Raw genomic sequence first — 26,134 nt, forward strand, 5'->3', positions numbered from 1 at the left:
GATCGAGAGGCTCCGTCGTGGCCGAGGGGCCACGGTCGATACCGGGACTCTGGATCCTCGGGACAAGCCCGAGGATGACGGGAAATGGGGGATGCGATGGTCGGGGCGAACAGCCTGATCGGCTGCTACATGATGACCAGTCGAATGCACGGCGTGATCTACATCGGCGTCAGCAGTCAGTTGATCTCGCGCGTCGCTCAGCACCGTGAAGGCCTCGTTGACGGCTTCACCAAGCGGTATGGGCTGAAGCGACTGGTCTGGTTCGAATTTCACGACACCATCGTCGGCGCGATCCAGCGGGAGAAGTCGCTGAAACGCTGGCCGCGCGACTGGAAGACGAACCTGATCGAGCGGACCAACCCGCATTGGGACGATCTGTTCGGGGGATTGCTGAACAACGGCGTGGAGGCGGCGTCCGATCCGGAGGCGTATCGCGACTGGACGCCGCCTGAAGAATGAGCCTCTCTTTTTAATCCCGTCATCCTCGTTAATCCCGTCATCCTCGCCCTTGTGGCGAGGATCCAGGCTCCCGGTGTTCGACGGTGCGCCCCGTCCTCGACGGAGTCTCTGGATCCTAGGCACAAGGCCTAGGTTGACGGGAGAGAGTGTGTGCAAACCGAAGCCCATCACAGCGGAATGTTGTCGTGCTTCTTCCAGGGGTTCTCCTGGACCTTGTTCTTCAGCGTCCGCAGCGCCTTCACCAGCCGCCGCCGCGTCCCGTGCGGCATGATGACGTCGTCGATATAGCCCAGCCCCGCCGCCACGAACGGATTGGCGAACCGGTCCTTGTACTCGGCCTCGCGCGCGGCCAGCGCCTCGGGATCGCCGGCCTCCTTGCGGAAGATGATCTCGACCGCGCCCTTGGCGCCCATGACGGCGATCTCGGCGGTGGGCCAGGCGTAGTTGACGTCGCCGCGCAGGTGTTTGGAACTCATCACGTCATAGGCGCCGCCATAGGCCTTGCGCGTGATCAGGGTCAGTTTCGGCACGGTCGCCTCGGCATAGGCGAACAGCAGCTTGGCCCCGTGTTTGATCAGGGCGCCGTACTCCTGCTTCGTCCCCGGCATGAAGCCCGGCACGTCCACCAGCGTCACCAGCGGAATGTCGAAGGCGTCGCAAAAGCGCACGAACCGCGCGGCCTTGCGGCTTGAATCGATGTCCAGCACACCCGCCAGCACCTGGGGCTGGTTGGCGACGACGCCGACCGTCTGGCCGTCCAGGCGGCCGAAGCCGGTGATGATGTTCCTGGCGAAGTCGGCGCCGATCTCGAAGAAGTCGGCCTCGTCGACCACCTTCAGGATCAGCTCCTTCATGTCATAGGGCTGGTTCGGATTGGCCGGGACCAGGGTGTCCAGCGAGGGCTCGTCGCGATCCGGCTCGTCATAGCTTTCGCGCACCGGCGGCTTTTCGCGGTTCGACAGGGGCAAAAAGCCGATCAGGCGGCGGACCTCCGACAGGGCCTCCAGATCGTTCTCGAACGCCCCGTCCGCCACGCCCGACTTGCCCGCATGGACCCGCGCGCCGCCCAGATCCTCGTGGCTGACCACCTCGTTGGTGACGGTCTTCACCACGTCCGGGCCGGTCACGTACATGTAGGAGGTGTCCTTCACCATGAAGATGAAGTCGGTGATGGCCGGCGAATAGACGTCGCCGCCCGCGCAAGGGCCCATGATGACGCTGATCTGGGGGATGACGCCCGAGGCCAGGGTGTTCTGCAGGAAGATGTCGGCGTAACCGGCCAGGCTCTCCACCCCCTCCTGAATTCGCGCGCCGCCCGCATCGAACAGGCCGATGATCGGCGCGCCGGTGGTCAGGGCCATCTTCTGCAGCTTGACGATCTTGGCCGCATGGGCGCCCGACAGCGAGCCGCCGAAGACGGTGAAATCCTTGGAGAAGACATAGACCAGCCGCCCGCCGATGGTCCCGCGCCCCGTCACCACCCCGTCCCCGGGGATGCGCTGGTCCTGCATGCCGAAGTCGTGGCTGCGGTGCTCCACGAACATGTCGGTTTCCTCGAAGGAGCCTTCGTCCAGCAACACGTCGATCCGTTCGCGCGCGGTCAGCTTGCCCTTGGCGTGCTGGGCGGCGATACGCTTTTCGCCGCCGCCCTGTTTCGCGGCGGCGCGACGGCGCTCCAGTTCTTCGAGGATGGCTTGGGTCATGTTCCGTTCGACCGTCCCTGTTGTTGTTTGCTGTTGTTGTCTTATGGAGTGGCGACTTCATCGCAAATACGCAAATGCAACTTCGCAAAAAGTGTGGAACTGCGCGGGCTTGCAAAGGACTGTGAGATGATCTGCAAAGTTGCGAATGGCTGAGAAGCTTTTCCTGGGCGCAAAGCTGCGCAAGCTGCGCGAGGCGCGCGGCTGGACGCTGGAGGCCTGCGCCGAACGGCTGGGCCTGTCGCCGTCCTATCTGTCGCAGATCGAGACCAACCAGCGCCCGGCCACCGCGCGGGTGCTGATCGCCCTGACTCGCGCCTTTCACGTGGACGCCAGCCTGTTCGACCTGGAGGGCGACGCCCGCCTGATCGCCGACCTGCGCGAAGCCACCACCGATGTCGCGGGTCCCATCAGTGGGGGCGCTGAGCCGCCCACAGCCGCCGAACTGAAGCAGGCGGTGGCCAACACCCCGCGCCTGGCCCGCCAGTTCCTGGCCCTGCACCAGACCTTCCGCCGTCTGGATGAGCGGGTGAAGGCGCTGGACGACACCCTGGGCCGTGACGAACACGGCGCCAGCGTCGCCCTGCTGCCCTATGAAGAGGTGCGGGACTTCTTTCACTATCGCGACAACTACATCGACGCCCTGGACACGGCGGCGGAAGGGCTGTCGGCGTCGGTGGCGCGCGACGGCCAGATCGAACGGGCTTTGGAGACGGTGCTGGCGAACCTGCATGGCGTGCGGGTGGTCGATGTGGCGGGCCAGGCGGCGCTGCGCCGCTACGACCCCGCCAGCCGCGTTCTGACGCTGGACGCCTGGCAGCCCGGCGCGACCCGGTCGTTTCAGTTGGCGCACCAGTTGGCCCTGCTGTCGTTCCGCGACCTGATCGAGACCGAGCTTGACCAGGCCGCTTTCCGCACCGACACGGCGCGCGACGTGGCCCGCGTGGGCCTGGCCAACTACGCCGCCGGCGCCCTGCTGCTGCCCTATCGCGCCTTCCTGGAGGCGGCGCGTCAGGAAAAGCACGACATCGACCGGCTGCGGACCCGGTTCCAGGTCAGTTTCGAACAGGTCTGCCATCGTCTGTCGACGCTGCAGCGACCCGGCTGGCGCGGCGTGCCCTTCTATTTCGCCCGCGTCGACATGGCCGGCAACATCACCAAGCGCCACAGCGCGACACGCTTCCAGTTCGCCCGCTTCGGCGGCGCCTGTCCCCTGTGGAACGTGCACGAAGCCTTCGCCACGCCGGACCGGATCGGGGTGCAGCTGGCCGAGATGCCGGATGGATCGCGCTATATCTCCATCGCCCGCAGCGTGTCCAAGGCCAGCGGCTCCTATCTGGCCAACGACCGCCGCTACGCCCTATCGCTGGGCTGCGAGGTCGAACACGCCGGGTCGCTGGTCTATGCGGCGGGTCTGGACCTGAACGGCCCGGCGACGCGGATCGGCGTCAGCTGCCGCATCTGCGAGCGCACCGATTGCACCCAACGCGCCTTTCCGCCGCTGGACCGCGCCTTGCGGGTGCCCGAGAACGAACGCGGCGTCATCCCCTATGTGCTGGATGGTCCGCGCCCCGACCGCTATTGATCGCGGACATGACTTCAAACGCACCCATTGGGGTCGCCGTCGTCGGCTACGGCCTGGCCGGACAGACGTTCCACGCGCCGCTGATCCAGGCCACGCCAGGCCTGGCCCTGCGCGCTGTCGTCTCCTCGCGGCCCGAGGCCGTGCACGCCGATCTGCCGGATTTAGAGGTGCTGCCCGATCTGGACGCGGCCCTGGCGCGCGCCGACATCGGTCTGATCGTCGTGGCCACGCCCGACGCCCTGCACGCCGAACAGTCGATCGCCGCCCTGAAGGCCGGAAAGTCTGTGGTGGTGGACAAGCCCTTCGCCGCCGCGCTGACCGAAGCGGAAGGCGTCGCCGCCGTGGCGGCCCAGGCGCCGGGCGTCTTCAGCGTCTTCCAGAACCGTCGCTGGGACGCCGATTTCCTGACCCTGCGCCGCCTGCTCGCCGAGGGCGAACTGGGCCAGGTCGCCGTGTTCGAAAGCCATTACGACCGTTTCCGCCCCGCCGTGACCGACCGATGGAAGGACAGGCGCGACGGCGGGGTCTGGGCCGATCTGGGGCCGCATCTGGTCGATCAGGCGGTCCAGCTGTTCGGCCCGCCGCTGGGCGTCTACGCCGATCTGCAGGCCCAGCGTCACGGCGCGGCGGCCATCGACTACGCCCACGTCCTGCTGCGCTACGATCGGCTGCGGGTGATCCTGAACATGGGACACCTCGTCGCCGAATCCGGCCTGCGCTACGTGGTGCATGGCGACCGCGGCAGTTTCATCAAACACGGCCTGGACCCCCAGGAAGGCCAGTCCAAGGCGGGCCTGCGTCCCGGCGACGCGGGCTGGGGGATCGAACCCTGCCCCGGCGTGCTGACCACGATCAGGGACGGCCGGCCCGTCCGCACGACGCCTGCGCCCGAACGCGGCGACTATCCGGCCTTTTACGCCGCCATGCGCGACGCCATCCGGGGCGAAGGCCCGCCGCCCGTCCCCGCCGACCAAGCCCTCGCGGTGATGCGCATCCTCGACGCCGGCCTGCGGAGTTCGGCCGAAAGACGCGAGATCGCGCTTTAACATCTGATCCCGGCCGTCATCTTCAGCCACACCTGCCCGCCCGCAAGCCGGTTGATGGGACTCGACGCAGCCGTCGCAGGCGGTCGCGTCGTCAACGATCGACAGACGACCGGCTTTCGTCACGCCTAGGTTCGTGCGATGGCGGGGCATGGCTAAGACGACGCCCAAAACTCGACCCAAGGCGCGCCCCTTCCCGACCCTGGCGCTGGAGACCGTGCTGATCCAGCGCGTCGGCGGCCTGGTGTGCGGGGTGGACGAGGCGGGGCGCGGTCCCTGGGCGGGGCCGGTGTCGGCCGCGGCCGTGATCCTGAACCCCGACGATCTGCCCGCCGGCATCGACGACTCCAAGGCCCTGACCGAAAAGCGCCGCGCCGCGCTGGAGCCGGAGATAAAGACCCGCGCCGTCGCCTGGGGCGTCGGCTTCGCCTCGGTGGAGGAGATCGAGGACCTGAACATCCTGCACGCCACCGGCCTGGCCATGTGCCGCGCCATCGAGGCGCTGCAGGTGCAGCCGGTCGCCGCCCTGGTCGATGGCGCCTACCGGTTCAAGCTGCCGTGCGAAATCCAGACGGTGGTCGGCGGCGACGGCCTGTCCCTGTCCATCGCGGCCGCCTCGATCCTGGCCAAGACCGCGCGTGACCGGCTGATGATCGACCTGGACGCCCAATATCCCGGCTACGGCTTCGCCGCGCACAAAGGCTACAACGCCCCGATCCATCAGACAGCCCTGAAAACGCTTGGTCCCTGCCCCGCGCACCGGCGGGGCTGGTCTCCGATCAAGGCCCTGCTGGAAGAGCCCTGACCGCGCGTCAGATATGCATGAAGCCGCCCAGCAGGGCGCCCAGCAGGGCCGCGACCGCTGCACCCGCCACCATCATCATCCAGCGCGGCGGCGGCGACAGCTCCGGCTCCTGGTCGACCGGCTCGACCGGGGCGACGGGTTCGGCCGACCGGGCGTAGCGGGCGGCGTTGTGGGTGAAAACGGGTCGCGCCTGGGCAGGGGACGTATCCCAAGACCGGTCCGCCCGGGCCTCGCACGGCGGCGCCCAGGAGCGCGGTTCGGCCGGCGCGACCGTGCCTTCCGCGCCGATGTCGGCGTCGGCGCGGGGCCTGGGGCGGGCGGTGTCGAAACGCGGTTCCATGCACCGACAACGGCAGGCCCCGATTCGCGTTCCAGGGCGAGTCGTGTTGTTTTTCCGACGATTATGCGGCGACCGGCAGGGCCACGGGCCGGTCCGTCACCACGAACAGCTGCTCCACATTGCGCAGCCGCCCGACCTGTCCGACCTTCTCGCCCTTGGGATTGTGGATGCCGATCCGGGCGCCGACATAGCGGGAATGGGCCACCTCGATCACCTGCACATGGCCCCGCGACGACAGCATCTCGACCAGTTCGGCGCGGCTCAGATAGCCCTCGTCGTTGAAGCTGACGATCAGGTTCGGCGCCCGGATCCGCTCCACCACCGACCGCAGGGCCGGGCCGATGCCGGGGCGGCTGTTGAAGGCGCTCTTGCGGGTCTTCACGTCCACCCGCTTGTTGGCCACCCCATAGGTCTCGGGCCGGTCCCACAGCACCAGGCTTTCCCAGCAGTGGTAGTTGGCCAGATAGGAGTGCTGGTTGTAGGGCGGGTCCAGATAGACCAGGTCCGCCTCCACCTGATCGGCCATGGCCACCGCATCGCCCTGGGTCGCCCGACAGGGGCCGCCCGCCACGGCGGGAACCAGGTCCGGCGTCCGCAACTCCAGCGGCTTCAGCGCGCGCGGCGCCCACTGCTTCATATAGGCCATCTGCACGCCGGCCGTGGAATCCACCCGGTCGGCCGCCTCCATCAGGCTGACCAGGACGATGGCCTTCAGTTCGGGCTCCAGCCCCATCGCCTCGATCCGTTCGCGCGCCGCGTCGATCCGGGCGCCGTTGTCGGGGTGGAAGTAGCGGGCGTCGCGGCAGAAGGCCTGAGTGAACCAGCCGGCCTGGGGCTTCACCGTTCGCAACTCGGCCAGCACCGCCTCGGCCCGCGCGATCCACCGCGCCCGATCCGCCTGGACATAGGTCGTCGCCAGGGCGTGGGCATAGGCGTTCACATCGTTCGACCAGACCTGGAATCCCTGCTTCTTCAGGGCGTGGCCGACCCTCGCCGTGCCGGAGAACAGGTCGCAGACCCGCCCGCCCTGCGGCAGCACCCCCGCCACCGCCCCGGTCACATGGCCCAGCAGGGCGCGCTTGGAGCCGATGTATTTGATCATGCCGCCGCCCGATTCATCGCCGCAGCATAGCCGCTTCGCCGCGAGGCGACAGATCGCACGCAGCCGAACGCCGTCCCGCGCATTGTTAAGCTGGACCGGGCGCATCGAGCGCCCGCCGCGGACAGCGGACCTATCGGGGACTTTAACATGGCGATGACCGTCGCGGACCTTCTGGCCCAGACCCTGGCCTCGGCTGGGGTGAAGCGGATTTGGGGCGTAACGGGCGATAGCCTGAACGGACTGAACGACAGTCTGCGCCGCTTCGACGACATCGAATGGATGCACGTGCGCCACGAGGAGACGGCCGCCTTCGCCGCCGGGGCGGAGGCCGCCGTCACAGGCGAACTGGCCGTCTGCGCCGGCAGTTGCGGACCTGGGAACCTGCACCTGATCAACGGCCTGTTCGACTGTCATCGCAACCGGGTTCCGGTCCTGGCCATCGCCGCCCACATCCCCTCGTCGGAGATCGGCTTGGGTTATTTCCAGGAGACCCACCCGCAGGAGCTGTTCCGCGAATGCAGCGACTTCTGCGAACTGGTGTCCAATCCGGCCCAGATTCCCGGCATCCTGGCCCGCGCCCTGAACACGGCGGTCGGCAAGGGCGGGGTGGCGGTGATCGTCCTGCCCGGCGACGTCGCCCTGGCCCGGGCGCCGGACGGCGCCTCGCCTGACTGGAGCGCGCGCGCGCGCGCGCGCATCAGCCCCGCCGCCGAGGACGTGACGCGCGCCGCACAGATGCTGAACGGCGCCGACAAGGTCGCCATACTGGCCGGCAGCGGCTGCGCGGGCGCCCACGACCAGGTCCTGGCCCTGGCCGAGGCGCTCCAGGCCCCCGTCGTCCACGCCCTGCGCGGCAAGGAGCACGTCGAATGGGACAATCCCTACGACGTGGGCATGACCGGCCTGATCGGCTTCTCGTCCGGCTATCACGCCCTGATGAACTGCGACGCCCTGGTCATGCTGGGGACCGATTTTCCCTATCGCAACTTCTACCCGTCGGACGCCAGGATCATCCAGATCGACCGCGACCCCTCCGCCCTGGGCAAGCGCGCCCATCTGGCGCAAGGGATCGTCGGCGACGTGGCGGAGGCCGTGCCCGCACTGATTGCGCATCTGAAGACGGATCGCTCCCCGCGCTTCCTTCAGGCCGCCCGCAAACACTATGCGGAGGCGCGCAAAGGGTTGGACGAACTGGCCCGCCCCGCGCCGGCGGACCGCCCCATCCATCCGCAATATCTGACCGCCGTGATCGACCGACTGGCCGCTCAGGACGCCGTCTTCGCCGCCGACGTCGGCACCCCGACCGTCTGGGCGGCGCGCTATCTGACCATGAACGGCCAGCGGCGGCTGCTGGGCTCTTTCAACCACGGCTCGATGGCCAATGCGATGTTGCAGGGCATCGGCGCCCAGGCCGCAGCCCCCGGCCGCCAGGTGATCTCCCTGTCCGGCGACGGGGGCTTCACCATGATGATGGGCGACTTCATCAGCCTGTCGCAACTGGGTCTGCCGCTGAAGGTCGTGGTCTACAACAACGGCTCGCTGGGCTTCGTGGCGATGGAGATGAAGGCCGCCGGCTTCCTGGACGTGGGGACCGACCTGAAGAACCCGGACTTCGCCGCCATGGCGCGAGCGATGGGCGTCGCCGCCTTCCGCGTCGAGGCGTCGAATCAGGTCGAGGATGCGGTGGCCCAGGCCCTGGCCCATCCCGGCCCCGCCCTGGTGGACGTCGTCACCGCCGCCCAGGAGTTGGTCATCCCGCCCAAGATCAAGAAGGAACAGGCCAAGGGCTTCAGCCTGTTCATGCTGAAGGCCGTCATGAACGGCCGAGGCGACGAGGTTCTGGAATTGGCGCGCACCAATCTGTGACGGCGCGACGGAAGGTGTCTGGACTTGAGGGGATGGGCGGGCGATGTCACCCTTTCGCAACGGCGGAAGGGGTGGCGATGAGGTTGAGGAGGTTCGGACGGCGCAGGCTTGGCCTGTCGATCCTGGCCGGCGCGTTCGCCCTGGGGCCGACGACCCTGGCCTGGGCGCAGGAGCCGCCGGCGACGAGCGGCGTCGCCCTGTCGTTCGAGGCGGCTGCGGCCCGGCTGGACGGGGTGTCCAGCGTGCGCCGCGCGGCAGACGCCAATGTCGCGGCGGCCCAGGCCCAGGCCGGGGCGGTCGCCACCCTGAACCGCCCCACCGTGTCGCTGGACGCCCAGCTTTTGCGCTATCAGAAGACATTCGACATCGACCTGTCCGACGCTCTGGGCCAAGCCCAGGATGTGGCGGGCCAGCTTCTGCCCGGCCTGGTCGGCGATCTTCCCGGCGTGCCGGGCGACATCCTCCAGACCATCAACGACCGGCTGCAGCAGGCCCTGCCCGAGTTCTTCGCCAGCCTGCCGGGCAACGTGCGCCTGAGGACCGCCGACACCGCCTTCCGCCCCGTGGCGACGGCGGTGGCGCCGATCTACACCGGCGGGGCCATTCCGGCGCTGCGCGACGCGGCCGGGGCCAATGTGGAGATGGCCCGCGCCCGTCAGGCCGAGGCGGGAGATATCGAGAGCGTCAACCTGGTCCGCGCCTATTTCGGCCAGACCCTGACCCTGGAGGCCCTGACCATCGCGCGCGACACCCGCGACGGTTTCGACCTGCATCTGCGCAACGCCCGGCTGATGGAGCGCGAAGGCGTGCTCAGCGCCGGCCAGCGGCTTCAGGTCCAGGTCGCCCGCGACGCCGCCCAGCGTCAGGTCGACCGCGCCGACCTGGAGCACGATACGGCGGTCCAGAGCCTGGCCCGGCTGATGGAGGTGGAAGGCCAGGTGCGGCCTACCAGCCCGCTGTTCGTCAACGCCCAGCCCGTCGCCCCGGTCGACGACTTCATCGCGGCCGGGGCGGCCAACCATCCCCGGATCGCCCAGGCCCAGGCCGGGCGCGACCTGGCCGAGGCGGGCGTCGATCTGGCCCGATCGCGGTTCAAGCCTTCGGTCTTCGCCTTCGGGACCTATAATCTGAACCCGGACCACGCCCTGCCGACAGAACCGGACTGGGCCGTGGGCGTGGGCGCGCGCATCACCCTGTTGTCGTCGCTGGATCGGGGCAGGATGCTGGGCGCCGCCCAGGCCAGGGCCCAGGCCGCCGAACAGGTCGAGCGCGGGGCGCGCGACGAGGTGCGCCTGCTGGTGATCCGCGCCTATAATCTGGTCGAACTGTCGCGCCGCCAGTTCCTGTCGCTGGACTCCAGCCTGGCCGCCGCCGAAGAGAACCTGCGCATCCAGGACTTGTCCTTCCGCGAGGGCGAGGCCCCGGCCTCGGCCCTGATCGACGCGCGCAATCTGTTGGGGACGGCCCGGCTCCAACGCGCGGCCGCCGCCTATGAATACGAACTGGCCCTGGCCGCCCTGCTCGCCGCCAGCCGCCGCAGCGACCAGTTCACCGACTATCTCAACCGCGCCGACCGGGTGATCGCCCCATGACCGACCCTGCCCCCGTCGACGCCCCGACCGCCCCGCGCCGGCGGTCCCGCGCGACGATAAGGACCGTGCTGATCGGCGGCGCCGTTCTGGCTGTCCTGGTCTTCATCGGCGTGGGCCTTTATCTGGCCGCCCGCCCGGCCGCGCCCCAGGTCCATGGCATGGTCGAGGCCGAAACCTTCACCGTGGCCACCAAGGCCCCCGCCCGCGTGGAGCAGCTTCTGGCCTCGGCCGGCGACCGGGTCGCCAAGGGTCAGGCCCTGGCCATCCTGTCCAGCCCCGAGATCGAGGCCCGCGACCAGCAGGCCGTCGCCGCTCTGCAAGGCGCCGAGGCGGTGCAGCAGCTCAGCCGCCTGGGCGCGCGGGCCGAGGACGTGCGGTCGCTGGAGTCCATCTGGCGCAGCAGCCAGGCCGCTTCGCGACTGGCGGCCCAGACCGCCCGGCGGGCCGAAAACCTTTTCGCCGAAGGGGTCATCTCGGCTCAGCGACGCGACGAGGCGGTCGCCGCCCGCGCCGCCTCGGCCGCCCAATCCGAGGCGGCGCGCCAGCAGTATCTGAAGGCCGTCGCCGGAACCCGCGAACAGGACAAGGCCATCGCCGACGCCCAGGTCGCCGCCGCCCGAGCCGGCGTCGGCGAAACCCAGTCGCTTCAGAGCGAGACCCGCCTGGTCGCCCCCGTGGCGGGAGAGATCGCCGAACGCTTCGCCAACCCCGGCGAACTGGTGTTGATCGGGGTGCCGGTCTTCACCGTGATCGACCTCGGCCGCGTCTGGGTCTCGTTCAACCTGAAGGAAAGCGACTTCGCCGGGCTGAAGATCGGCCAGACGGTGCGGGGCGACATCCCGGCCCTGAACCGCAAGGCCGCGCCCTTCCGCGTCACCTACATCAGCCCCCAGGGCGACTTCGCCACCTGGCGCGCCACCCGTCAGTCGCGCGGCTATGACGTGCGCAGCTTCGAGATTCACGCCGAACCCGTGACGCCCGTCCAGGGCCTGCGCCCGGGCATGAGCGTGCTGTTCGACTGGCCCGCCCGGTGACGAGCCCGGCCGGGCGGCGGTCGGGCGGCGTCTTCGCCCGCGCCCTGCGCGCCGAGATCGCGCACCTGGCCCGCAGCCGCTGGGACCAGGTCCTGCTGGTCGTCATGCCCTTGGCGCTGCTGGGCGCGGTCACGGCCATGCTGTTCCAAGGCGTGGTGCGCGACGCGCCGGTCGCGGTGGTGGACCAGGATCATTCCGCCTTCAGCCGCGCCGCCATCCGCAACATGCAGTCCAGTCCAGGCCTGCGCGTCGTGGCCCAGCCCCCCGATCTCCAGGCCACCTGGCCCCTGATGCGCGCGGGCCGAATCTACAGCGTCGCCTATATTCCCAAGGGGATCGAGCGGAACGCCTTTCGTCAGTCCGACGCCCTGATCGTCTATTACAACGGCGCCTTCCAGACCGTCGGGGCGCTGGCGTCCACGGCCCAGACCCTCGCCCTGGCCGAGGCCGCCGCGCCGATGATCCTGGAACGGGCGCGGGCCGCCGGCCTGCCCGCCGCCGAGGTGAACCCGCCGGCCGTGCAGGTGACGCTGCTGGGCAATCCCCAGCTCAGTTTCGAACTGTTTCTGGGCGGCCTGATCGCGCCGGGCGTGCTGCACCTGCTGATGGCCTGCGCAGCGGTGATGGGCGTGGGGCGCGAGTTGCGCGGCGGATCTCTGATGGCCTGGTCGGCGCGAATGGACGGCCGGCTGGCGGCCGCCCTGGCCGGCAAGCTGACGCCTTATGTCGTCGTCTTCACCCTGTGGGGCCTGGCCTGGATCGCCTGGCTGTGCGGCTGGCGCGGTTGGGGGGTCGAAGGCAGTCTTGCCATGCTGGCCGCCGGCCTGGTCGCGCTGATGGCCGTGACGGCGGCGCTGTCGGCCCTGCTGGTCGCCCTGACCGGCGACATGGACGTCACTTTTTCGGCCACCGCCATCTACGCCGGGGCCGCCATCGCCTTTTCGAACGGCACCCTTCCCCTGAACCACGGTCCGGTCTTTTCACAGGTCTGGAGCGCCATCCTGCCCTTCACCCACTATCTGCGTCTGCAGAGCCAGCAGATGGTGCTGGGGTCCGACCTGGCCGCCTCGCTGCCGTCCCTGCTGATCCTGGCGGGCGTCGCCCTGGCCGCCTTCGCCCTGGCCGTTCCCCTGGCGCACCGCCTGGCCCGCCGAGCGCCCAAGGCGGAAGATTTAAGCCTGGAACTGCCGCCCCGCAGCTTCGGCGGCGCCTTCCTGGGCGGCTTCGCAGGCATTTTCAAGCATCGCCCCCTGTCCAGCACCCTGCTGCTGGCGGTCGTCGCCTACGCCTTCTACTATCCGCTGGCCTATGCCGGTCAGACGCCGGTCAAATTGCCGCTGGCTATCGTGGATCAGGACGACTCCGCCCTTAGCCGCCGACTGGTGAGGGAGATCGCCGCCACCCAGGCCCTGGACCCCGTGGCCATCGTTCGATCCCCCGACGAGGCCGAGCGGATGATGCGCAACGGTCGGGTCGACGCCGTCCTGAACATCCCGTCCCGCTTCGAGGCCAGCCTGGTCCACGGCGACCCCAAGGGCGTGGGCCTTTATCTGAACGGCGCCTATCTGGTTCGCGTGACGGCGATGGGCAAGGCCCTGGCCGGCGCGGCGGCGGCGGCGGCCGAACACGCCCTGACCCCCGTATCGGAGGCCGCGCGCCTGGCAGAACGCGCCCCGTCCGTGGTGCAGCGCCCGCTCTACAACACCGCTGAAGGCTACGGCAGCTACGCCGTGCCGGCGGTCAGCGCCATCATCCTGCAACAGACCCTGCTGCTGGGCGCGGCCTTGTTCGCGGGCCTGCGGCGCGAGACCGGCGCACAGCCTCTGGCCTTGCGCGGCTTTCTGGGCCTGTGGACGGCGCTGACCACGGTGGGCTGCCTGTCCAGCCTGTTTTATTTCGGCTTCGTCTTCTGGTTTCAGGACTACCCCCGGATGGGCGACCTGGCGGGAGTGCTGCTGGCCACGCCGATCTTCGCGGCGGGCGTATCGGCCCTGGGACTGGCCATCGGCAGCCTGTTCGACCGGCACGAGCGGGCCATGCAGATCCTGGTCGGGACCTCGGTGCCGCTGTTCTTCCTGGGCGGCGCGGCCTGGCCCCTGTTCCTGATGCCCCAGCCCCTGGCCTGGCTGGCGCATCTATCGCCCTCGACCTCGGCCATCCAGGCCTTCGTCAAGCTGAACGCCGCAGGCGCCCGCATCCCCGAGGTCGCCCCCGAACTGCTGACCCTGCTGCTGCTGGCGATCCTGTTCGGCGCCCTGGCGGGCTGGCGCCTGACCCGTCCGGCGCAGGCCTAGGCTTCGGCCGGGCCAGAGCGACCGCCCCGCCTTGCTCCCCCGTCGGAAGTGTTCGTCGCTGACCGCGGGGCGGTCGCGCTGAAATCCGCTGGTGCGGGCGGCCGGGATCGAACCGGCAAGGACTTTCGTCCGGCAGATTTTAAGTCTGCTGCGTCTACCAGTTTCGCCACGCCCGCTTGCTGGTCCGGCCCCTATAGACAGAACCGGTTCGGGTCTCCAAGCGATCTAATGCGCGGGGGCGGCCGGGGCGGAGGCTGCGGACTTCATGGCGCGGAAATCGACGTCGGAATCGGCGATCAGCCACAGCAGGCCGGCCCAGGCGGCGACGTTCTGGCTCAGTTGCGCCGGGTCGATTTTGTCCAGCGTGTCGTTGGCCGTGTGGTGCAGGTCGAAATAGCGGGTTCCGTCCTGGGCCAGACCGAAGAAGGGCACACCCAGCGGACCCATCGGGCCGATATCCACGCCGCCCTCCGTCTCGACCCGATCCGAGGCCAGGACGCCGATCGGATAAAGCACCCGCGTCGCCGCCTTCTGGAAGTCGGATCCTTGCGCGCCGGCGGGCAGGCGCAGGGCATAGACCCGGTCGGCGCCGAAATCGCTCTCGCCGGCGATGACGTGCCTGTCCAGGGCCGCGCCCTGGGCGCGCGCATAGACCGCGCCGCCGTTTCCGGTCTGGGGCGTCGGCTGGGACACCTCTTCCGAACCGTAGAAGATCACGCGCAGGGTGCGGGCCGGGCGGCGGCCGCTGTCGGCGATGGCCTTGGCGGCGGCGACGGTGATGGCGCCGCCGGCCGCGTCGTCGATGGCCCCCGTGCCCAGATCCCAGCTGTCCATGTGCGAGCCCAGGACGATGATCTCGTCCGGCCGGGTCGCGCCCGGCAGATCGCCGATCACGTTCTGGCTATGGGTCTGATAGGTGCGGGCGGTGGAGGTCAGGCGCATCCGCACCGGCTGGCCCATGGCGACCAGACGGCTGACCTGATCGGCGTCGGGCGCGGCCAGGGCGAAGGCGGGAATGGTCGGCTTGCCGTCGACATAGCGGGTCGAGCCGGTGTGGGGCAGACGGTTATCGTCCGAACCTACGGACCGCATGACGAAGGCCGCCGCTCCCTTGGCCGCCGCCACGCCGGGTCCTGCGCCGCGCACGCGGGTCTGGGGACCATAGCCCGAGCCGTCCTGCATGGCGTGCATCTGGCCCAGGTCGACATAGACGATCCTGCCGCGAACGGCTGCGTCGGGGGCGGCCTGGAGGTCTTCGAGCGAGGCGAACCGCACGATTTCGGCCTCGACCCCGCCGCGCGGCGTGGCGGGCGAATGGCCCAGCGCAGCGGCCGCCAGGGTCTGGGCGTTGTCGCCGACGATGGCGGCCGAGCTTTCGCCCCGCTCCCAGCCCACCAGCGGGAAGGTTTCGATGCGGACGTTCTGGAAGCCCTGGCTGCGCAGGTAGTCGGCCGCCCAGACGGCGGCGTCCTGTTCGGACTTCGACCCCGCCGGCCGCGCGCCGAAGCGCGTGGTCAGTTGGGTGACGTAGTCCAGGGCGATGTTGGCGCGCATCGCCGCGTCGCGCACGACGACAGCCTGCTGAACGGTGGCCGCGTCCTGGGCGTGCGCCAGGGGCGCGAAGACGGCGAGGCCCAGCGCTAAGGCGCTGGCGGTCGGCAGACGACGGGACATGAGGGCAGGCTCCAGAACGGGAAGAACCGGACCCTATTCAGTGTCAGCCGTTCTGGAAATAGGGTTCGACGGCGCCCTGCAATTTGACCGTCAGGGCCTTGCCCTTGCGGTCGACGCGGTTGCCCAGGGCCAGCCGCACCCAGCCTTCGGAGACGCAATATTCCTCGACATTGGTCTTTTCCTCGCCCTTGAAGCGGACGCCCACGCCGCGTTGCAGCGCCTCGGCGTCATGGTGGGGGCTGGACGGATCGACCGAAAGGCGGTCGGGGGGCGTGTCGGACATGGCGCGGGCTCGGGGTCTCAGGAAAGGCGCGGTGATAGCGGCGCCCGGCGCGGATGCCAACCGAAAGCGTCGGCGGCGCAGGCCCTACTGGACCGTCTGGCGCGGTTGGGCGTTCGGGGCGCCCGAGGGCTGATAGGCCTGGGGACCGGCGGGCGCGGACGAGGTCGCGGCGGCGGGACGGCGCGCGGGCGCGGCCGCCGGCCGCTGGGCGGGGCGCGACGCCGCAGGACGGGGCGTCAAAGCACGAGGCGTCGCCGGGCGGGCGGCCTGAGCGGCGGGCGGCGTCGAGGCGGCGGGCTGGACGGCCGGGGTCGGCGCGGGCGGCGGGGCGGCGGCCTCGGCGGCGGCGGCGCGGGCGGCCATCTGCTGGGCCTGGAAGCGGGCGGCCAGCTTTTCGGTCAGTTCGCGGGCCTGGGCCGGCTGCATCTGCGCCATGATGGCGGCCAGGGTGCGCGGGCGCATGGCGGCGGCGACCGGCAGGCGGACCTTGTCCTCCAACGTGGCCATGACCGGCGCGGCCTCCTTGGGACGCATGGCCGAATAGACCTGAACCAGCCGGTCGATCTCGGCCTTTTCGCGTTCGTCCACCTGGCCCAGCATCTGCCGCATCTCGGCCTTCAGGGCGGCCATGGCCTGAATCTTGGCGTCCAGCTTCTGTTCGGCGGCGACCATCAGCGGCAGGGTGGTGGCGAAATCCTGATCGCGAGCGTCCAGGGCTGCACGACGCTGCGACAGGGATTGGATGATCTTCAGTTCGGCCGGTGAAATCCCCGCCTGCTGAGCCAATTGTTCGGGCGACAGGGCGGCGCAGGTTCCCGGAAGCGCGGGCTTGGCCGGCGCGCCGGCGACGGCGGGCGCGGTCTCCTCGGCCCAGGCCTTGGCGCCCTCGAACAAGCCCGGCGCCACCCCCACGGCGCGCACGGCGACCACCCCGCCGATGGCGATGGCGATCAGGGGCAGAAGGCGGGGGATGCGGGCCATGAAATGCGGTTCCGAACTCAGGCGGCGAACAGGTCGTCGTCCAGATTACGACGCGCGGCGTTGAGGCTTTGTTTGGCGGAATGGTTAGCGGATCGACCGGCGGTCAGGGCCTGGACGATGGCGGCGACATTGTCGCGGCCGGTCTGGACGGCCATCGGGGCGGAAGCGGCGGCGGCGCGGCGGGTGGTCGCCGGGCCGGTCAGACCCTGGATGCGCTCGGCCAGGGCGGCCATGCGTTCGGCGCGCGCCTCGTCCTCGGAGGCAGGGGCGGCGGGGGTCGGAGACGGAGCCGGGGCGGCGGATGGGGCGCGACGCGCCGCTTCCGCCCTCAGCGTCAAATCTTCCTCGCCGAGGCGGGCCGGGGCGGCGGTCGACACGGGCGCGCGGGCGATCAGGACTTCAAGCTGCGCCTTGACCTCGCGCGCCTTGATGATGCGGTCGTGCAGCAGATCGGTTTCCTGGCCCGAGGCGCGCAGGGTGGCCAGGGCGGTCTCGGCCCGGCCGGCGGCGGCGTTAAGTTCGGTCACGGCCTGGGCGAAGGCCAGTTGCCCGGCGCGCAGGGCCGACAGCTTGCGCTCCAGCTTGACGCCATAGCCGACCGCCGCGACCAGCAGCAGCATCAGCACCGCATCCATGATCATTCCGGCCATCAGGATTTTCCTCCTAGGCGGGCGGCGGTCTCGGGATTGACCGGCCCTTCCACGCGCACGGCGATGAACTGTCCCTTGCGGCCCATGCGGCCGGTCGTCAGGGGGATGGAGCCGGCGCGGATCGACACTTCCGAATCCGGCGTGGCGTTCAGCATCAGGGTGTCGCCGACCTTGAGATCCAGCACGTCGGACAGAGGCATCATCTGCTCGTCCAGCACCGCCCGCACCTCGGTCTCGGTGGTCCACATCTCGGTGGCCAGGTGGCCCTCCCAGATGTTGTCGCGGCCGAACTTCTCGCCCATGAACTGCTGCAGCAGCATCTTGCGGATCGGCTCCAGTGTCGCATAGGGCAGCAACAGCTCGATCCGACCGCCGCGATCCTCCATGTCGATGCGCAGCTTGATCAGGATCGCCGCATTGGCGGGACGCGCGATGGCGGCGAAACGGGGATTGGTCTCCAGCCGGTCCAGATTGAAATGAACGGGCGTCAGGGGCTCGAACGCCTGGCGGGCGTCGTTCAGCACGACCTCGACCATCCGCTGGACCAGCACCCGCTCGATGGTGGTGTAGGGCCGCCCCTCGATCCGCAAGGCCGCCGTGCCGCGACGTCCGCCCAGCAGCACGTCCACGATCGAATAGATCAGGTTGGAATCGACCGTCAGCAGGCCGTAGTTGTCCAACTCCTCGGCCCGGAACACCGCCAGTATCGCCGGCAGGGGGATGGAGTTCAGATAGTCGCCGAACCGGATCGAAGAGATGTTGTCCAGCGACACCTCGACATTGTCGGAGGTGAAGTTGCGAAGCGACGTCGTCATCAACCGCACCAGGCGATCGAACACGATCTCCAGCATCGGCAGGCGTTCGTAGGACACCAGGGCCGAGTTGATGATGGCGCGGATGCCCGAACGCTCCGCGCCGTCGTCATCGCCCAGGTCGAAGCCCAGCAGACTGTCGATCTCGTCCTGGTTCAGCACCCGTTCGGACAGGGCGTCGCCCGGATCGCCCAGGCCGCCGAACGGGTCCAGTTGCGCCGCGTCGCTCATGCCTATTGCACCAGCATTTCTTCGATCAGCACGGCGTCGACCTTGCCTGGCGCGGCGATCATGTTGACACGACGCAGGATTTCGGCGCGCAGCTGATAGGTGCCGGCCGAACCGCTGAGGTCCTCGGGGCGCAGTTCGCGCACGAAGCCGGTGAACATGTCCTGCAGGCGCGGCATCTCTTCCTGAAGATGGGTCGCCACGGCGGCGTCGCGCATCTCCAGCGTCAGCTTCAGTTTCAGGAAGGTCGGACGGCTGTCGGCCGACTGAATGTTCATGACCATGTCGGGCAGGGTGTAGAAGGTCACGCCGTCCGGCCCGGCGGCGATGACGCCCAGCGACGGGTCGGCCTCGCCTTCCTTGCCGCCTCCGCCGTGACCGCCGCCCTTCTCTTCCTTCTTTTCGGCCTTCTCCGCGCCATGCCCCTGCTCGGCGGCGGCGCCGTGGGCCTCGGCCGGCTTGGGCTTCATCATGAAGAAGGCCGCCGCCCCGCCGCCGCCCAGCACCAGCAGCGCCACGGGGGCGATGATGAACAGCAGCGGCAATTTCTTCTTCTTGGCCGCGGCGGCGTCGCCATCGGCCCCAGCCGCCCCGTCCTGGACGGCAGGCAGGGCGGCGTCCGCAGCCGCGTCGCCCTTCTTCTTGCCGAACTTGAACATGCGCGCGCCCCGGAGACCCTCTTTGGGGGAAGATCGACCGGGTTTGGTTAACGCCGCGTTTACAATGGGCAGGATTTGCCGGGTCGCCCCCTGCCCGGCGCCGCCAGAACCCGCATTCCGCCTGGATTAACCCTGTTGGCACGGCCGTTGCGAGAATGCGGGCGAAGGAGCACGCCTCTCGTGGAAAACGCCGCCTATATCGGACTGTCACGGCAGATGACGCTGCGTCGCGAACTGGACATCGTGGCCAACAACGTCGCCAACGCCAACACCACCGGCTTCAAGGTCGAGCAGTTGATGCTCGGCGTCCAGGTGGGCCAGCGCGCCAGGAACGACAGCATCCGCCCCTCCGCCAGCTTCGTGCTCGACAACGGCGTCGGCCGCGACTTCGGCCAGGGATCGATGCAGCAGACGGGTCGCAACCTGGACTTCGCCATCTCGGGGGAAGGCGCCTTCTTCACCGTGCGCGACGGCGCGAACGGCCAGGCCTACACCCGCGACGGCGCCTTCACCCTGGACCCGGAAGGCAGACTGACCACCAAACAGGGCCAGGCCGTGCTGGGCGGCGGCGCCGAGATCGTCCTGGACCCCGATCTGGGCGCGCCCAGCGTCGATGAAGACGGAACGATCACCCAGAACGGCCAGGTCACGGGCCGGCTGTCGGTGGTGCGGTTCGAAACGCTGGGCGTACTCGAAAAGGGCGGCGACAGCCTTTACCGCAACCGATCCAACACCCAACCCATCGAGGCTGCGGACGCCCAAATCCACCAGGGCGCGCTGGAATCCTCCAACGTCAATCCGCTGACCGAAATCACCAATCTGGTCGAGATCAGCCGCGCCTACGAAAGCGTGTCCCGGATGATCGACAACACCAACGACCTTAGCCGCCGCGCCGTCGAGCGCCTCGGCAAGGCCGCCTAAAGGGAGCCCCAAAGATGCGCGCACTTCGCACCGCCGCCTCGGGCATGGCTGCTCAGCAGCTGAACGTGGAGGTCATCTCCAACAACATCGCCAACATGAACACGGTGGGCTTCAAGAAGCAGCGCGCCGAGTTCCAGGACCTGCTCTATCAGAACGTCGAACGGATGGGCGCGCAGTCGTCCAGCGCCGGCACCGTCGTTCCGACCGGCATCCAGATCGGCGCGGGCGTCAAGGCGGGCGCCGTCTATCGCGTCACCGAACAGGGCACGCCCCAGGCGACCGGCAATCCCTATGACATGGCCATCGACGGCAAGGGCTATTTCCAGATCACCCTGCCGTCCGGCGAAATCGGCTACACCCGCGCGGGCAATCTGCAGGTCAATCCGGAAGGCCAGATCGTCACCGACGACGGCTATCTGCTTGAACCCGCCATCACCATCCCGCAGGACACGACCAAGCTGACCATCTCCAAGACCGGCCTGGTCCAGGTGACGCAGGACGGCCAGACCGCCCCGACGACCGTGGGCCAGATCGAACTGGCCAACTTCTTCAACGAAGCGGGGCTGGAAGCCATCGGCGACAATCTGCTGCTGGAGACGGCGGCCTCGGGTCCGGCGATCGTCGGCACGCCGGGCGACGTGGGCTTCGGCCAGGTGCTGCAAAACTACACCGAGGCGTCGAACGTGGACGCGGTCTCGGAAATCAGCGCCCTGATCGTGGCCCAGCGCGCCTATGAGATGAATTCCAAGGTCATCTCGACCGCCGACCAGATGCTGTCGGTCGCCTCGCAAGTGAAGAGCTGAGCCATGCGCCTGACCCGAACGCTCATCCTTTCGGCCGCCGCCTGCGCCTTCGCCGGCTCGGCATGGGCCGGCCCGGTCGTGCTGCGCGCCAATCCGGTCGACGACGACGGCCGCGTCACCCTGGGCGATCTGTTCGAGGGCGCCGGGCCCGCCGCCGACGTCATGGTGGCCCAGCGCGTGGGTCCGTCCGTCGTGCTGGAGGCCGGTCAGCTTCAGGCCCAGGCGCGCCAGGCCGGTCTGGACTGGGCCAATCCCAACGGCCTGCGCCGGGTCGCCGTGCGTCGCGCCGAGGCGCCGGTTCAGGGCATGGCGGAGGCCCCCGCTGCGTCCGCCGCGGTCCAGCCGACCGCCCGCGCCGCCTATCGACCCGGCCCGGTCCAGCAGGTCATCGCCCGCAACGACATGGTTCGCGTCACCTATCAGGTAGGCGGGGTGAACCTGGCCGTCATGGGCAAGGCCATGCGCGGCGCCGGCCTGGGCGAACCCGTCGCCATCATGAACACCGCGTCCAACCGCGTCATCGACGCGGTCGCCTCCGGTCCCGGCCAGGCCGTCGCCGGTCCGGCCGCCGACGTCGCCCGCGCCGCCCCTCAACAGTTCGCCGCCCGCTAGGGACCCCGTCATGCGCAAGATCATCCTGACCATCGCCGCCATCGCCCCCCTGGCCGCCTGTTCCACCGTCGCGGAGACGGTGCGCGGCCCCGAACTGGCTCCCATCGGCTATCCGGCCGCCCTGGTCCCGGTGCAGCAGGCCTATCTGCCGGCCCCCCAGACCGCGCCCGCCAGCGCCAACAGCCTGTGGCGCGCCGGCGCCCGAACCTTCTTCGGCGATCAGCGCGCGCGGCATATCGGCGACATCCTGACGGTCAAGATCGACATCGACGACCGCGCCCAGACGCAGAACTCGACCCAGCGGTCGCGTTCCAACGACATTTCAGGCGGCGTCTCTCACCTGTTCGGTCTGGAAAGCAGCCTGGGCCGCATCCTCCCCGGCGGATTCGACCCGTCGAACATGGTCGGGATGGAGGGCGAATCGAAGTCGGCGGGAACCGGCTCGGTCAACCGGGCGGAGAAGGTGTCCCTGACCATCGCAGCCGTCGTCACCGATGTCCTCGCCAACGGCAATCTGGTGATCCAGGGCCGGCAGGAAGTGCGCACCAATCGCGAGGTCCGCGAACTGACCGTCGCCGGCATCGTGCGGCCCGAGGACATCTCCTCAGCCAATGCGATCAACCACACCCAGATCGCCGAGGCGCGCATCTCCTACGGCGGGCGCGGCGACATCAGCCGCGTCCAGTCGGCCCCGGCCGCCCAGAGCCTGGTGGAGCGGTTCAGCCCCTTCTGATCCGCCCGATTGAACCGTCCGCGGATAACCGCGTTTCGTCCTGCTGAAGCCTGTCGGGAGGACGTGCGGCTGTCTGATCTCTTGCGGTTTGGCGCCGGCCCGACGACATTGGGCCAGACGCGGCGATGCGCGTCGTCGGCGGGGGCTGGCGCATGATTCCTATGGTTTCGGCCCTGGCGGCCCTGGCGTTGCAGGCCGCTTCGGGGGGCTGGACCTGGAGCCTCTATGAAGGCGACGGCCCCTTGGTGTTGGCCAACGACATTCCCGACACGGCCGAACTGCGCGCCACGCTTCAATGTCAGCCCGGTTCCGGGGCCGTGACCGTCTCCGTCTACGGCCCGCCCGTCTCGGCCGGCTTCGCCCGCATCACCGCCGGCGGGGCGACGGCGGCCAGCCAGGCGCGGGTCGGACGCGACGGCAAGCTGGAAGCCGGCATACCCGTCGGACACCCCGCCTTTTCGGCCTTCGTCGCCGACGGCCGCATGACCATAGCCGTCGGCGACGACGTCAGGTCGATCACGGTCGAACGCCCCCATCTGGCCAAGCTTCGCCGCTTCGCCGACCGCTGCGCCGGATAGAAGAGATCAAGCATGCGCCTGTCCCGCCTGATCCCGTCCCTGATCGCCGTCTCCGCCGTGGCCGCCTGCGCCACCCATGCGCCGTCGCCGGGCGACGCTCTGTCCGGCGCGTCCGGCGCCCCCGCCGCCACGCCCGGCCTGGACTGGTTCATGAACCGCGACGGTTCGGAGGCCAGCCTGGCCTATGGGGTGGCGAACAGCGACGAGGTGAAGCTGCATCTGCTGTGTCAGGCCGGCACGGGCGCGCTGGAGGTCACGGCGTCCAGCGAGAAGCCGGGCCGGGAAATCCATCTGGAATCGGGCGGCGACACCGAACGCTATGCTGCGACATCGGAGCCGGCCGTCGTTCACGAAGGCGAGTTGCTGACCGCGCACGCCGCGACCAAGGACCCGGTCTTCCAGCGGTTCCGCCGCCTGGGCTGGATCGCCAACTGGGCCGACGGTGAACGCGAAGTCTATGTCGCCCACCCGACCGCCAAGGCCGGGATCGAACAGTTCTTCGCCGTCTGCGGTTGACGCCGCCCCAAGGCTAGGCTTGCACTGCGCCCCTGCACCGGAGGGCGCACGATGAAGATTTCCCACATGGCCTTGGCGGCCCTGCTCGCCTCGGCCTCGCCTGCATTCGTCCTGGCCCAGACCACGAGCGCTGCGATCGCCGCGCCGTCGGACGCCGCACTGAACGTCCTGATCGCCGATTACGAGACCTATCTGAAGTCGGTCGACCCCTTTTCGGCCGGCGGCGAGGGCGACGTGGAGGCGATGGGCCGGGTGCCCGACCTGTCGCGCGCCTTCGAACTGGCCCAACGGGCGCCGCTGGAGGCGTTCGTGCGTCGGCTGGACGCCGTCGACCCGGTAAGTCTTTCCCACGCGGGCGCCATCAACCACGCCTTCCTGCTCTACAGCCTGAAACGCAGCATCGAAGGGCTGGACTACGACGCCGGCCGACTGGCGTTCGACAGCGAGGGCGGGCCGGGAACCTGGGCCCTGTATGTCGGGGGAAGCACGCGGCTGAACTCGACGGCGGAGGCCCAGGCCTATATCCGGCGCATCCGGGGCTTCGGCGGCATCTACGCCCAGACGACCGAAAATGCGCGGCGCGGCCTGGACACGGGCCTGATCCAGGCCAGGTCGGTGACGGAAAGCGCCGTCGCCCTGGCCCGCAACGACGTGGCGATAGCGCCCGACGCCGAGCCATTGCTGAAACCCTTCGACACCCTGCCCGCGACCGTGTCCCAGGCCGACAAGGATCGACTGAGGGCCGAGGGCGCCGCCGCCGTCGCCTCGGTCATCGTCCCGGCGCGTCAGGCCTGGCTGAGTTTCCTGGAAACCGACTACCTGCCCAAGGCGCCTGTCGAACCCGGCATCGGCGCCCGTCCGGGCGGCAAGGCGCTCTACGCCTATCTGGTGCGGGGGCACACCACCACCGACCTGACGCCCGACCAGATCCACCAGATAGGCCTGTCCGAAGTGGCCCGCATCCGCGCCCGGATGGAGACGGAGATGAAGGCGGCGGGCTGGACCGGCGACTTCGCCGGTTTCCTGAACTTCCTGCGCACCGACCCCCGGTTCTATGCCGCCAGCCGCGAACAACTGCTGGAAAAGGCGTCGGAAATGGCCAAGCGCGCGGACGGCGGCCTGCCGGCCCTGTTCGCCACCCTGCCCCGTCTTCCCTATGACGTGCAGCTCGTTCCACCCCAGATTGAGGCGAACTACACCACAGGCCGCTACAACGGCGGGTCGATGCAGAACGGCGTGGCCGCCCACTACATCGTCAATACGTCCAAGCTGGACCAGCGGCCCCTCTATGAGTTGCCGGCCCTGACCCTTCACGAGGCCGTGCCCGGCCACCACATCCAGATCGCCCTGCAGCAGGAGGCGGCCGGCCAACACTATTTCCGGCGGCAGGCCAATGTCAGCGCCTTCACCGAGGGCTGGGGCCTGTACGCCGAATATCTGGGCGAGGAGATGGGCTTCTATCGCACGCCCTACGAACGGTTCGGCCGGCTGTCCTACGAGATGTGGCGCGCCTGTCGCCTCGTGGCCGACACCGGCCTGCATTGGATGGGCTGGAGCGAGGAACAGGCGCGCGCCTGTTTCCGCGACAACTCGGCCCTGGCGCCGCACAATATCGAGACCGAGCTGCAGCGTTATATCGGTTGGCCGGGCCAGGCGACCGCCTACAAGATCGGCGAAATCCGCCTGCGCGAAATCCGCGCCAGGGCCGAGCGTGAACTGGGGCCGAAGTTCAATGTGCGGACGTTCCACGACGCGCTGCTGACCGAGGGCCCGTTGCCGCTGGACTTGCTGGACCGGCGCATGGACGCCTGGATCGCGGAGCAGAAGGCGATGTGAAACCTAGGCCCAATCCGGCTCGGGCAAGCCTTTCGACCGCAGGAATTCCGGGTTGAACAGCTTGGACGCATAGCGCGAGCCTGGGTCGCACAGGCAGGTGACGATGGTCTTGCCCGGCCCGATCTCCCGGGCCAGGCGCACGGCGCCGGCGATATTCACCCCGGCCGAACCGCCCAGCGACAAGCCTTCGTGTTTCACCAGATCGAACAACAGGGGCAGGAACTCCGCGTCCTCGATCCGGTAGACGTGGTCGGGCGTGAACCCCTCCAGATTGCCGGTGATCCGCGCCACCCCGATGCCTTCGGTGATGGACGAGCCTTCGCCCGACATTTCGCCCTTGCTGAACCAGTTGAACAGGGCCGCGCCCGCCGGATCGGCCAGGGCGATCGTCACATCGGGCTTCTTTTCACGCAGATAGGCCGAGACGCCGGCGATGGTGCCGCCCGAGCCGACCGCCGAGACGAAGGCGTCCACCCGGCCGTCCGTCTGGGCCCAGATCTCGGGGCCGGTGGCGGCGTAATGGGCGTCGCGGTTGGCGGTGTTGTCGAACTGATTGGCCCAGAGGGCGCCCGCCTCTTCGCTGTCGTTCAGTTCGGCGGCCAGGCGGCCCGAATAGTGAACGAAATGATTGGGGCTGGAGAAGGGGGCGGCGTCCACCTCGACCAGGCGCGCGCCCAGCGAACGGATGGCCGACTTCTTCTCTTCCGACTGGGTGCGCGGAATGACGATGACCACCGGATGGCCCAGGGCCGCCCCGACCAGGGCCAGGCCGATGCCGGTGTTGCCGGCCGTCCCCTCCACCAGGGTTCCGCCAGGCTTCAGCGCGCCCGACGCCCGCGCGGTCTGGACGATGGACAGGGCCGCGCGATCCTTGATCGAGCCGCCGGGATTCAAGAACTCGGCCTTGCCCAGGATTTCGCAGCCCGTCTGATCGGACAGACGGTTCAGGCGCACCAGCGGCGTATCGCCGATCAGGTCGATGACGTTAGGCGTGACAAACAAGGCGAAGCTTTCGGAGGAGGTCGAAA

25 protein-coding genes and 1 tRNA gene are annotated in these 26,134 nt (G+C 69.2%); 15 read left to right on the forward strand and 11 right to left on the reverse strand.

All coding sequences use genetic code 11. The features are described from left to right. Positions 1–84 precede the first annotated feature (84 nt). Entirely contained in the window at positions 85–459 is a 375-nt protein-coding gene (locus AC0L6G_RS07690; protein WP_366099012.1) for a GIY-YIG nuclease family protein, read from the forward strand. Between the two features lie 167 nt (positions 460–626). Here AC0L6G_RS07690 and AC0L6G_RS07695 read toward each other — a convergent pair whose 3' ends face one another. Next, on the reverse strand, positions 627–2,162 hold the full coding sequence (locus AC0L6G_RS07695) for an acyl-CoA carboxylase subunit beta (protein WP_473253139.1): 1,536 nt from the start codon (positions 2,160–2,162) through the stop codon (positions 627–629). A 145-nt stretch (positions 2,163–2,307) separates the two neighbouring features. Between AC0L6G_RS07695 and AC0L6G_RS07700 the strand changes: the two genes are divergently transcribed. The 3 genes from AC0L6G_RS07700 to AC0L6G_RS07710 all read left to right on the forward strand — a co-directional run bounded on the left by AC0L6G_RS07700 (position 2,308) and on the right by AC0L6G_RS07710 (position 5,592). Beyond that, positions 2,308–3,744 carry a helix-turn-helix domain-containing protein gene (locus AC0L6G_RS07700; protein ID WP_291536450.1) on the forward strand — a complete coding sequence of 479 codons (1,437 nt, stop codon included), beginning with the start codon at positions 2,308–2,310 and terminating at the stop codon, positions 3,742–3,744. 8 nt (positions 3,745–3,752) lie between these two features. Further along, positions 3,753–4,790 (forward strand): oxidoreductase, encoded by a 1,038-nt coding sequence (locus AC0L6G_RS07705; RefSeq protein WP_473253140.1) that lies wholly within the window; start codon positions 3,753–3,755, stop codon positions 4,788–4,790. Between the two features lie 148 nt (positions 4,791–4,938). Then, entirely contained in the window at positions 4,939–5,592 is a 654-nt protein-coding gene (locus AC0L6G_RS07710; protein ID WP_473253141.1) for a ribonuclease HII, read from the forward strand. Positions 5,593–5,599: 7 nt separating this feature from the next. Here the strand turns inward: AC0L6G_RS07710 and AC0L6G_RS07715 are convergent, their stop codons facing one another. Beyond that, on the reverse strand, positions 5,600–5,932 hold the full coding sequence (locus tag AC0L6G_RS07715; protein ID WP_291536453.1) for a hypothetical protein: 333 nt from the start codon (positions 5,930–5,932) through the stop codon (positions 5,600–5,602). 61 nt (positions 5,933–5,993) lie between these two features. Beyond that, positions 5,994–7,034, reverse strand: coding sequence for a DNA adenine methylase (locus tag AC0L6G_RS07720; RefSeq protein WP_473253142.1), 1,041 nt, complete (start codon positions 7,032–7,034; stop codon positions 5,994–5,996). Between the two features lie 147 nt (positions 7,035–7,181). Here AC0L6G_RS07720 and poxB point away from each other — a divergent pair, with 147 nt between their 5' ends. From poxB to AC0L6G_RS07740, 4 genes are all read left to right on the forward strand, one after another. Then, positions 7,182–8,900, forward strand: a complete 1,719-nt coding sequence (gene poxB / locus AC0L6G_RS07725) for a ubiquinone-dependent pyruvate dehydrogenase (RefSeq protein ID WP_473253143.1) — start codon at positions 7,182–7,184, stop codon at positions 8,898–8,900. Positions 8,901–8,977: 77 nt separating this feature from the next. Further along, positions 8,978–10,492 carry a TolC family protein gene (locus AC0L6G_RS07730; protein ID WP_293826852.1) on the forward strand — a complete coding sequence of 505 codons (1,515 nt, stop codon included), beginning with the start codon at positions 8,978–8,980 and terminating at the stop codon, positions 10,490–10,492. After that, on the forward strand, positions 10,489–11,526 hold the full coding sequence (locus AC0L6G_RS07735; protein WP_473253144.1) for an HlyD family secretion protein: 1,038 nt from the start codon (positions 10,489–10,491) through the stop codon (positions 11,524–11,526). Before AC0L6G_RS07730 ends, AC0L6G_RS07735 begins: the two co-directional genes overlap by 4 nt. Further along, positions 11,523–13,820, forward strand: coding sequence for an ABC transporter permease (locus tag AC0L6G_RS07740; RefSeq protein ID WP_293826848.1), 2,298 nt, complete (start codon positions 11,523–11,525; stop codon positions 13,818–13,820). Before AC0L6G_RS07735 ends, AC0L6G_RS07740 begins: the two co-directional genes overlap by 4 nt. Before the next feature lie 89 nt (positions 13,821–13,909). Here AC0L6G_RS07740 and AC0L6G_RS07745 read toward each other — a convergent pair. From AC0L6G_RS07745 to AC0L6G_RS07775, 7 genes are all read right to left on the reverse strand, one after another. Beyond that, positions 13,910–13,996: transfer RNA gene (locus tag AC0L6G_RS07745), tRNA-Leu, on the reverse strand. 49 nt (positions 13,997–14,045) lie between these two features. Continuing rightward, complete coding sequence (locus AC0L6G_RS07750) at positions 14,046–15,494, reverse strand: M20/M25/M40 family metallo-hydrolase (RefSeq protein WP_293828043.1); 1,449 nt, start codon at positions 15,492–15,494, stop codon at positions 14,046–14,048. A gap of 43 nt (positions 15,495–15,537) precedes the next feature. Further along, on the reverse strand, positions 15,538–15,777 hold the full coding sequence (locus AC0L6G_RS07755) for a DUF3297 family protein (protein WP_291535724.1): 240 nt from the start codon (positions 15,775–15,777) through the stop codon (positions 15,538–15,540). 84 nt (positions 15,778–15,861) lie between these two features. Next, on the reverse strand, positions 15,862–16,758 hold the full coding sequence (locus tag AC0L6G_RS07760; RefSeq protein ID WP_473253145.1) for a MotE family protein: 897 nt from the start codon (positions 16,756–16,758) through the stop codon (positions 15,862–15,864). Positions 16,759–16,775: 17 nt separating this feature from the next. Then, a complete protein-coding gene (locus tag AC0L6G_RS07765; RefSeq protein WP_473253146.1) occupies positions 16,776–17,408 on the reverse strand; it encodes a DUF6468 domain-containing protein in 633 nt (210 codons plus the stop codon). After that, the gene (gene fliM, locus AC0L6G_RS07770) at positions 17,408–18,451 is read right to left on the reverse strand and encodes a flagellar motor switch protein FliM (RefSeq protein ID WP_291535727.1); all 1,044 of its coding nucleotides are present in this window, start codon (positions 18,449–18,451) and stop codon (positions 17,408–17,410) included. The genes AC0L6G_RS07765 and fliM overlap by 1 nt, the downstream gene beginning before the upstream one ends. A gap of 2 nt (positions 18,452–18,453) precedes the next feature. Further along, positions 18,454–19,107, reverse strand: coding sequence for a flagellar basal body-associated FliL family protein (locus tag AC0L6G_RS07775; RefSeq protein WP_293827129.1), 654 nt, complete (start codon positions 19,105–19,107; stop codon positions 18,454–18,456). Between the two features lie 180 nt (positions 19,108–19,287). Between AC0L6G_RS07775 and flgF the strand changes: the two genes are divergently transcribed. The 7 genes from flgF to AC0L6G_RS07810 all read left to right on the forward strand — a co-directional run bounded on the left by flgF (position 19,288) and on the right by AC0L6G_RS07810 (position 25,106). After that, complete coding sequence (gene flgF, locus AC0L6G_RS07780; protein WP_293827131.1) at positions 19,288–20,028, forward strand: flagellar basal-body rod protein FlgF; 741 nt, start codon at positions 19,288–19,290, stop codon at positions 20,026–20,028. 14 nt (positions 20,029–20,042) lie between these two features. Continuing rightward, on the forward strand, positions 20,043–20,831 hold the full coding sequence (flgG, locus tag AC0L6G_RS07785; RefSeq protein ID WP_293827133.1) for a flagellar basal-body rod protein FlgG: 789 nt from the start codon (positions 20,043–20,045) through the stop codon (positions 20,829–20,831). Positions 20,832–20,834: 3 nt separating this feature from the next. Further along, complete coding sequence (locus tag AC0L6G_RS07790) at positions 20,835–21,443, forward strand: flagella basal body P-ring formation protein FlgA (RefSeq protein WP_293827135.1); 609 nt, start codon at positions 20,835–20,837, stop codon at positions 21,441–21,443. 10 nt (positions 21,444–21,453) lie between these two features. After that, positions 21,454–22,176 (forward strand): flagellar basal body L-ring protein FlgH, encoded by a 723-nt coding sequence (gene flgH, locus AC0L6G_RS07795; RefSeq protein WP_293827137.1) that lies wholly within the window; start codon positions 21,454–21,456, stop codon positions 22,174–22,176. Between the two features lie 152 nt (positions 22,177–22,328). After that, positions 22,329–22,754, forward strand: coding sequence for a hypothetical protein (locus AC0L6G_RS07800; protein WP_293827138.1), 426 nt, complete (start codon positions 22,329–22,331; stop codon positions 22,752–22,754). Between the two features lie 12 nt (positions 22,755–22,766). Beyond that, a complete protein-coding gene (locus AC0L6G_RS07805) occupies positions 22,767–23,270 on the forward strand; it encodes a hypothetical protein (protein WP_293827139.1) in 504 nt (167 codons plus the stop codon). Positions 23,271–23,321: 51 nt separating this feature from the next. Next, positions 23,322–25,106: a DUF885 domain-containing protein gene (locus AC0L6G_RS07810; RefSeq protein ID WP_473253147.1), complete on the forward strand. Its 1,785-nt coding sequence runs from the start codon at positions 23,322–23,324 to the stop codon at positions 25,104–25,106. Positions 25,107–25,109: 3 nt separating this feature from the next. Here the strand turns inward: AC0L6G_RS07810 and AC0L6G_RS07815 are convergent, their stop codons facing one another. Next, on the reverse strand, positions 25,110–26,108 hold the full coding sequence (locus AC0L6G_RS07815) for a cysteine synthase A (RefSeq protein ID WP_473253148.1): 999 nt from the start codon (positions 26,106–26,108) through the stop codon (positions 25,110–25,112). Positions 26,109–26,134 lie beyond the last annotated feature (26 nt).

The sequence above is a fragment of the Brevundimonas sp. D3-1P genome (assembly GCF_055809335.1).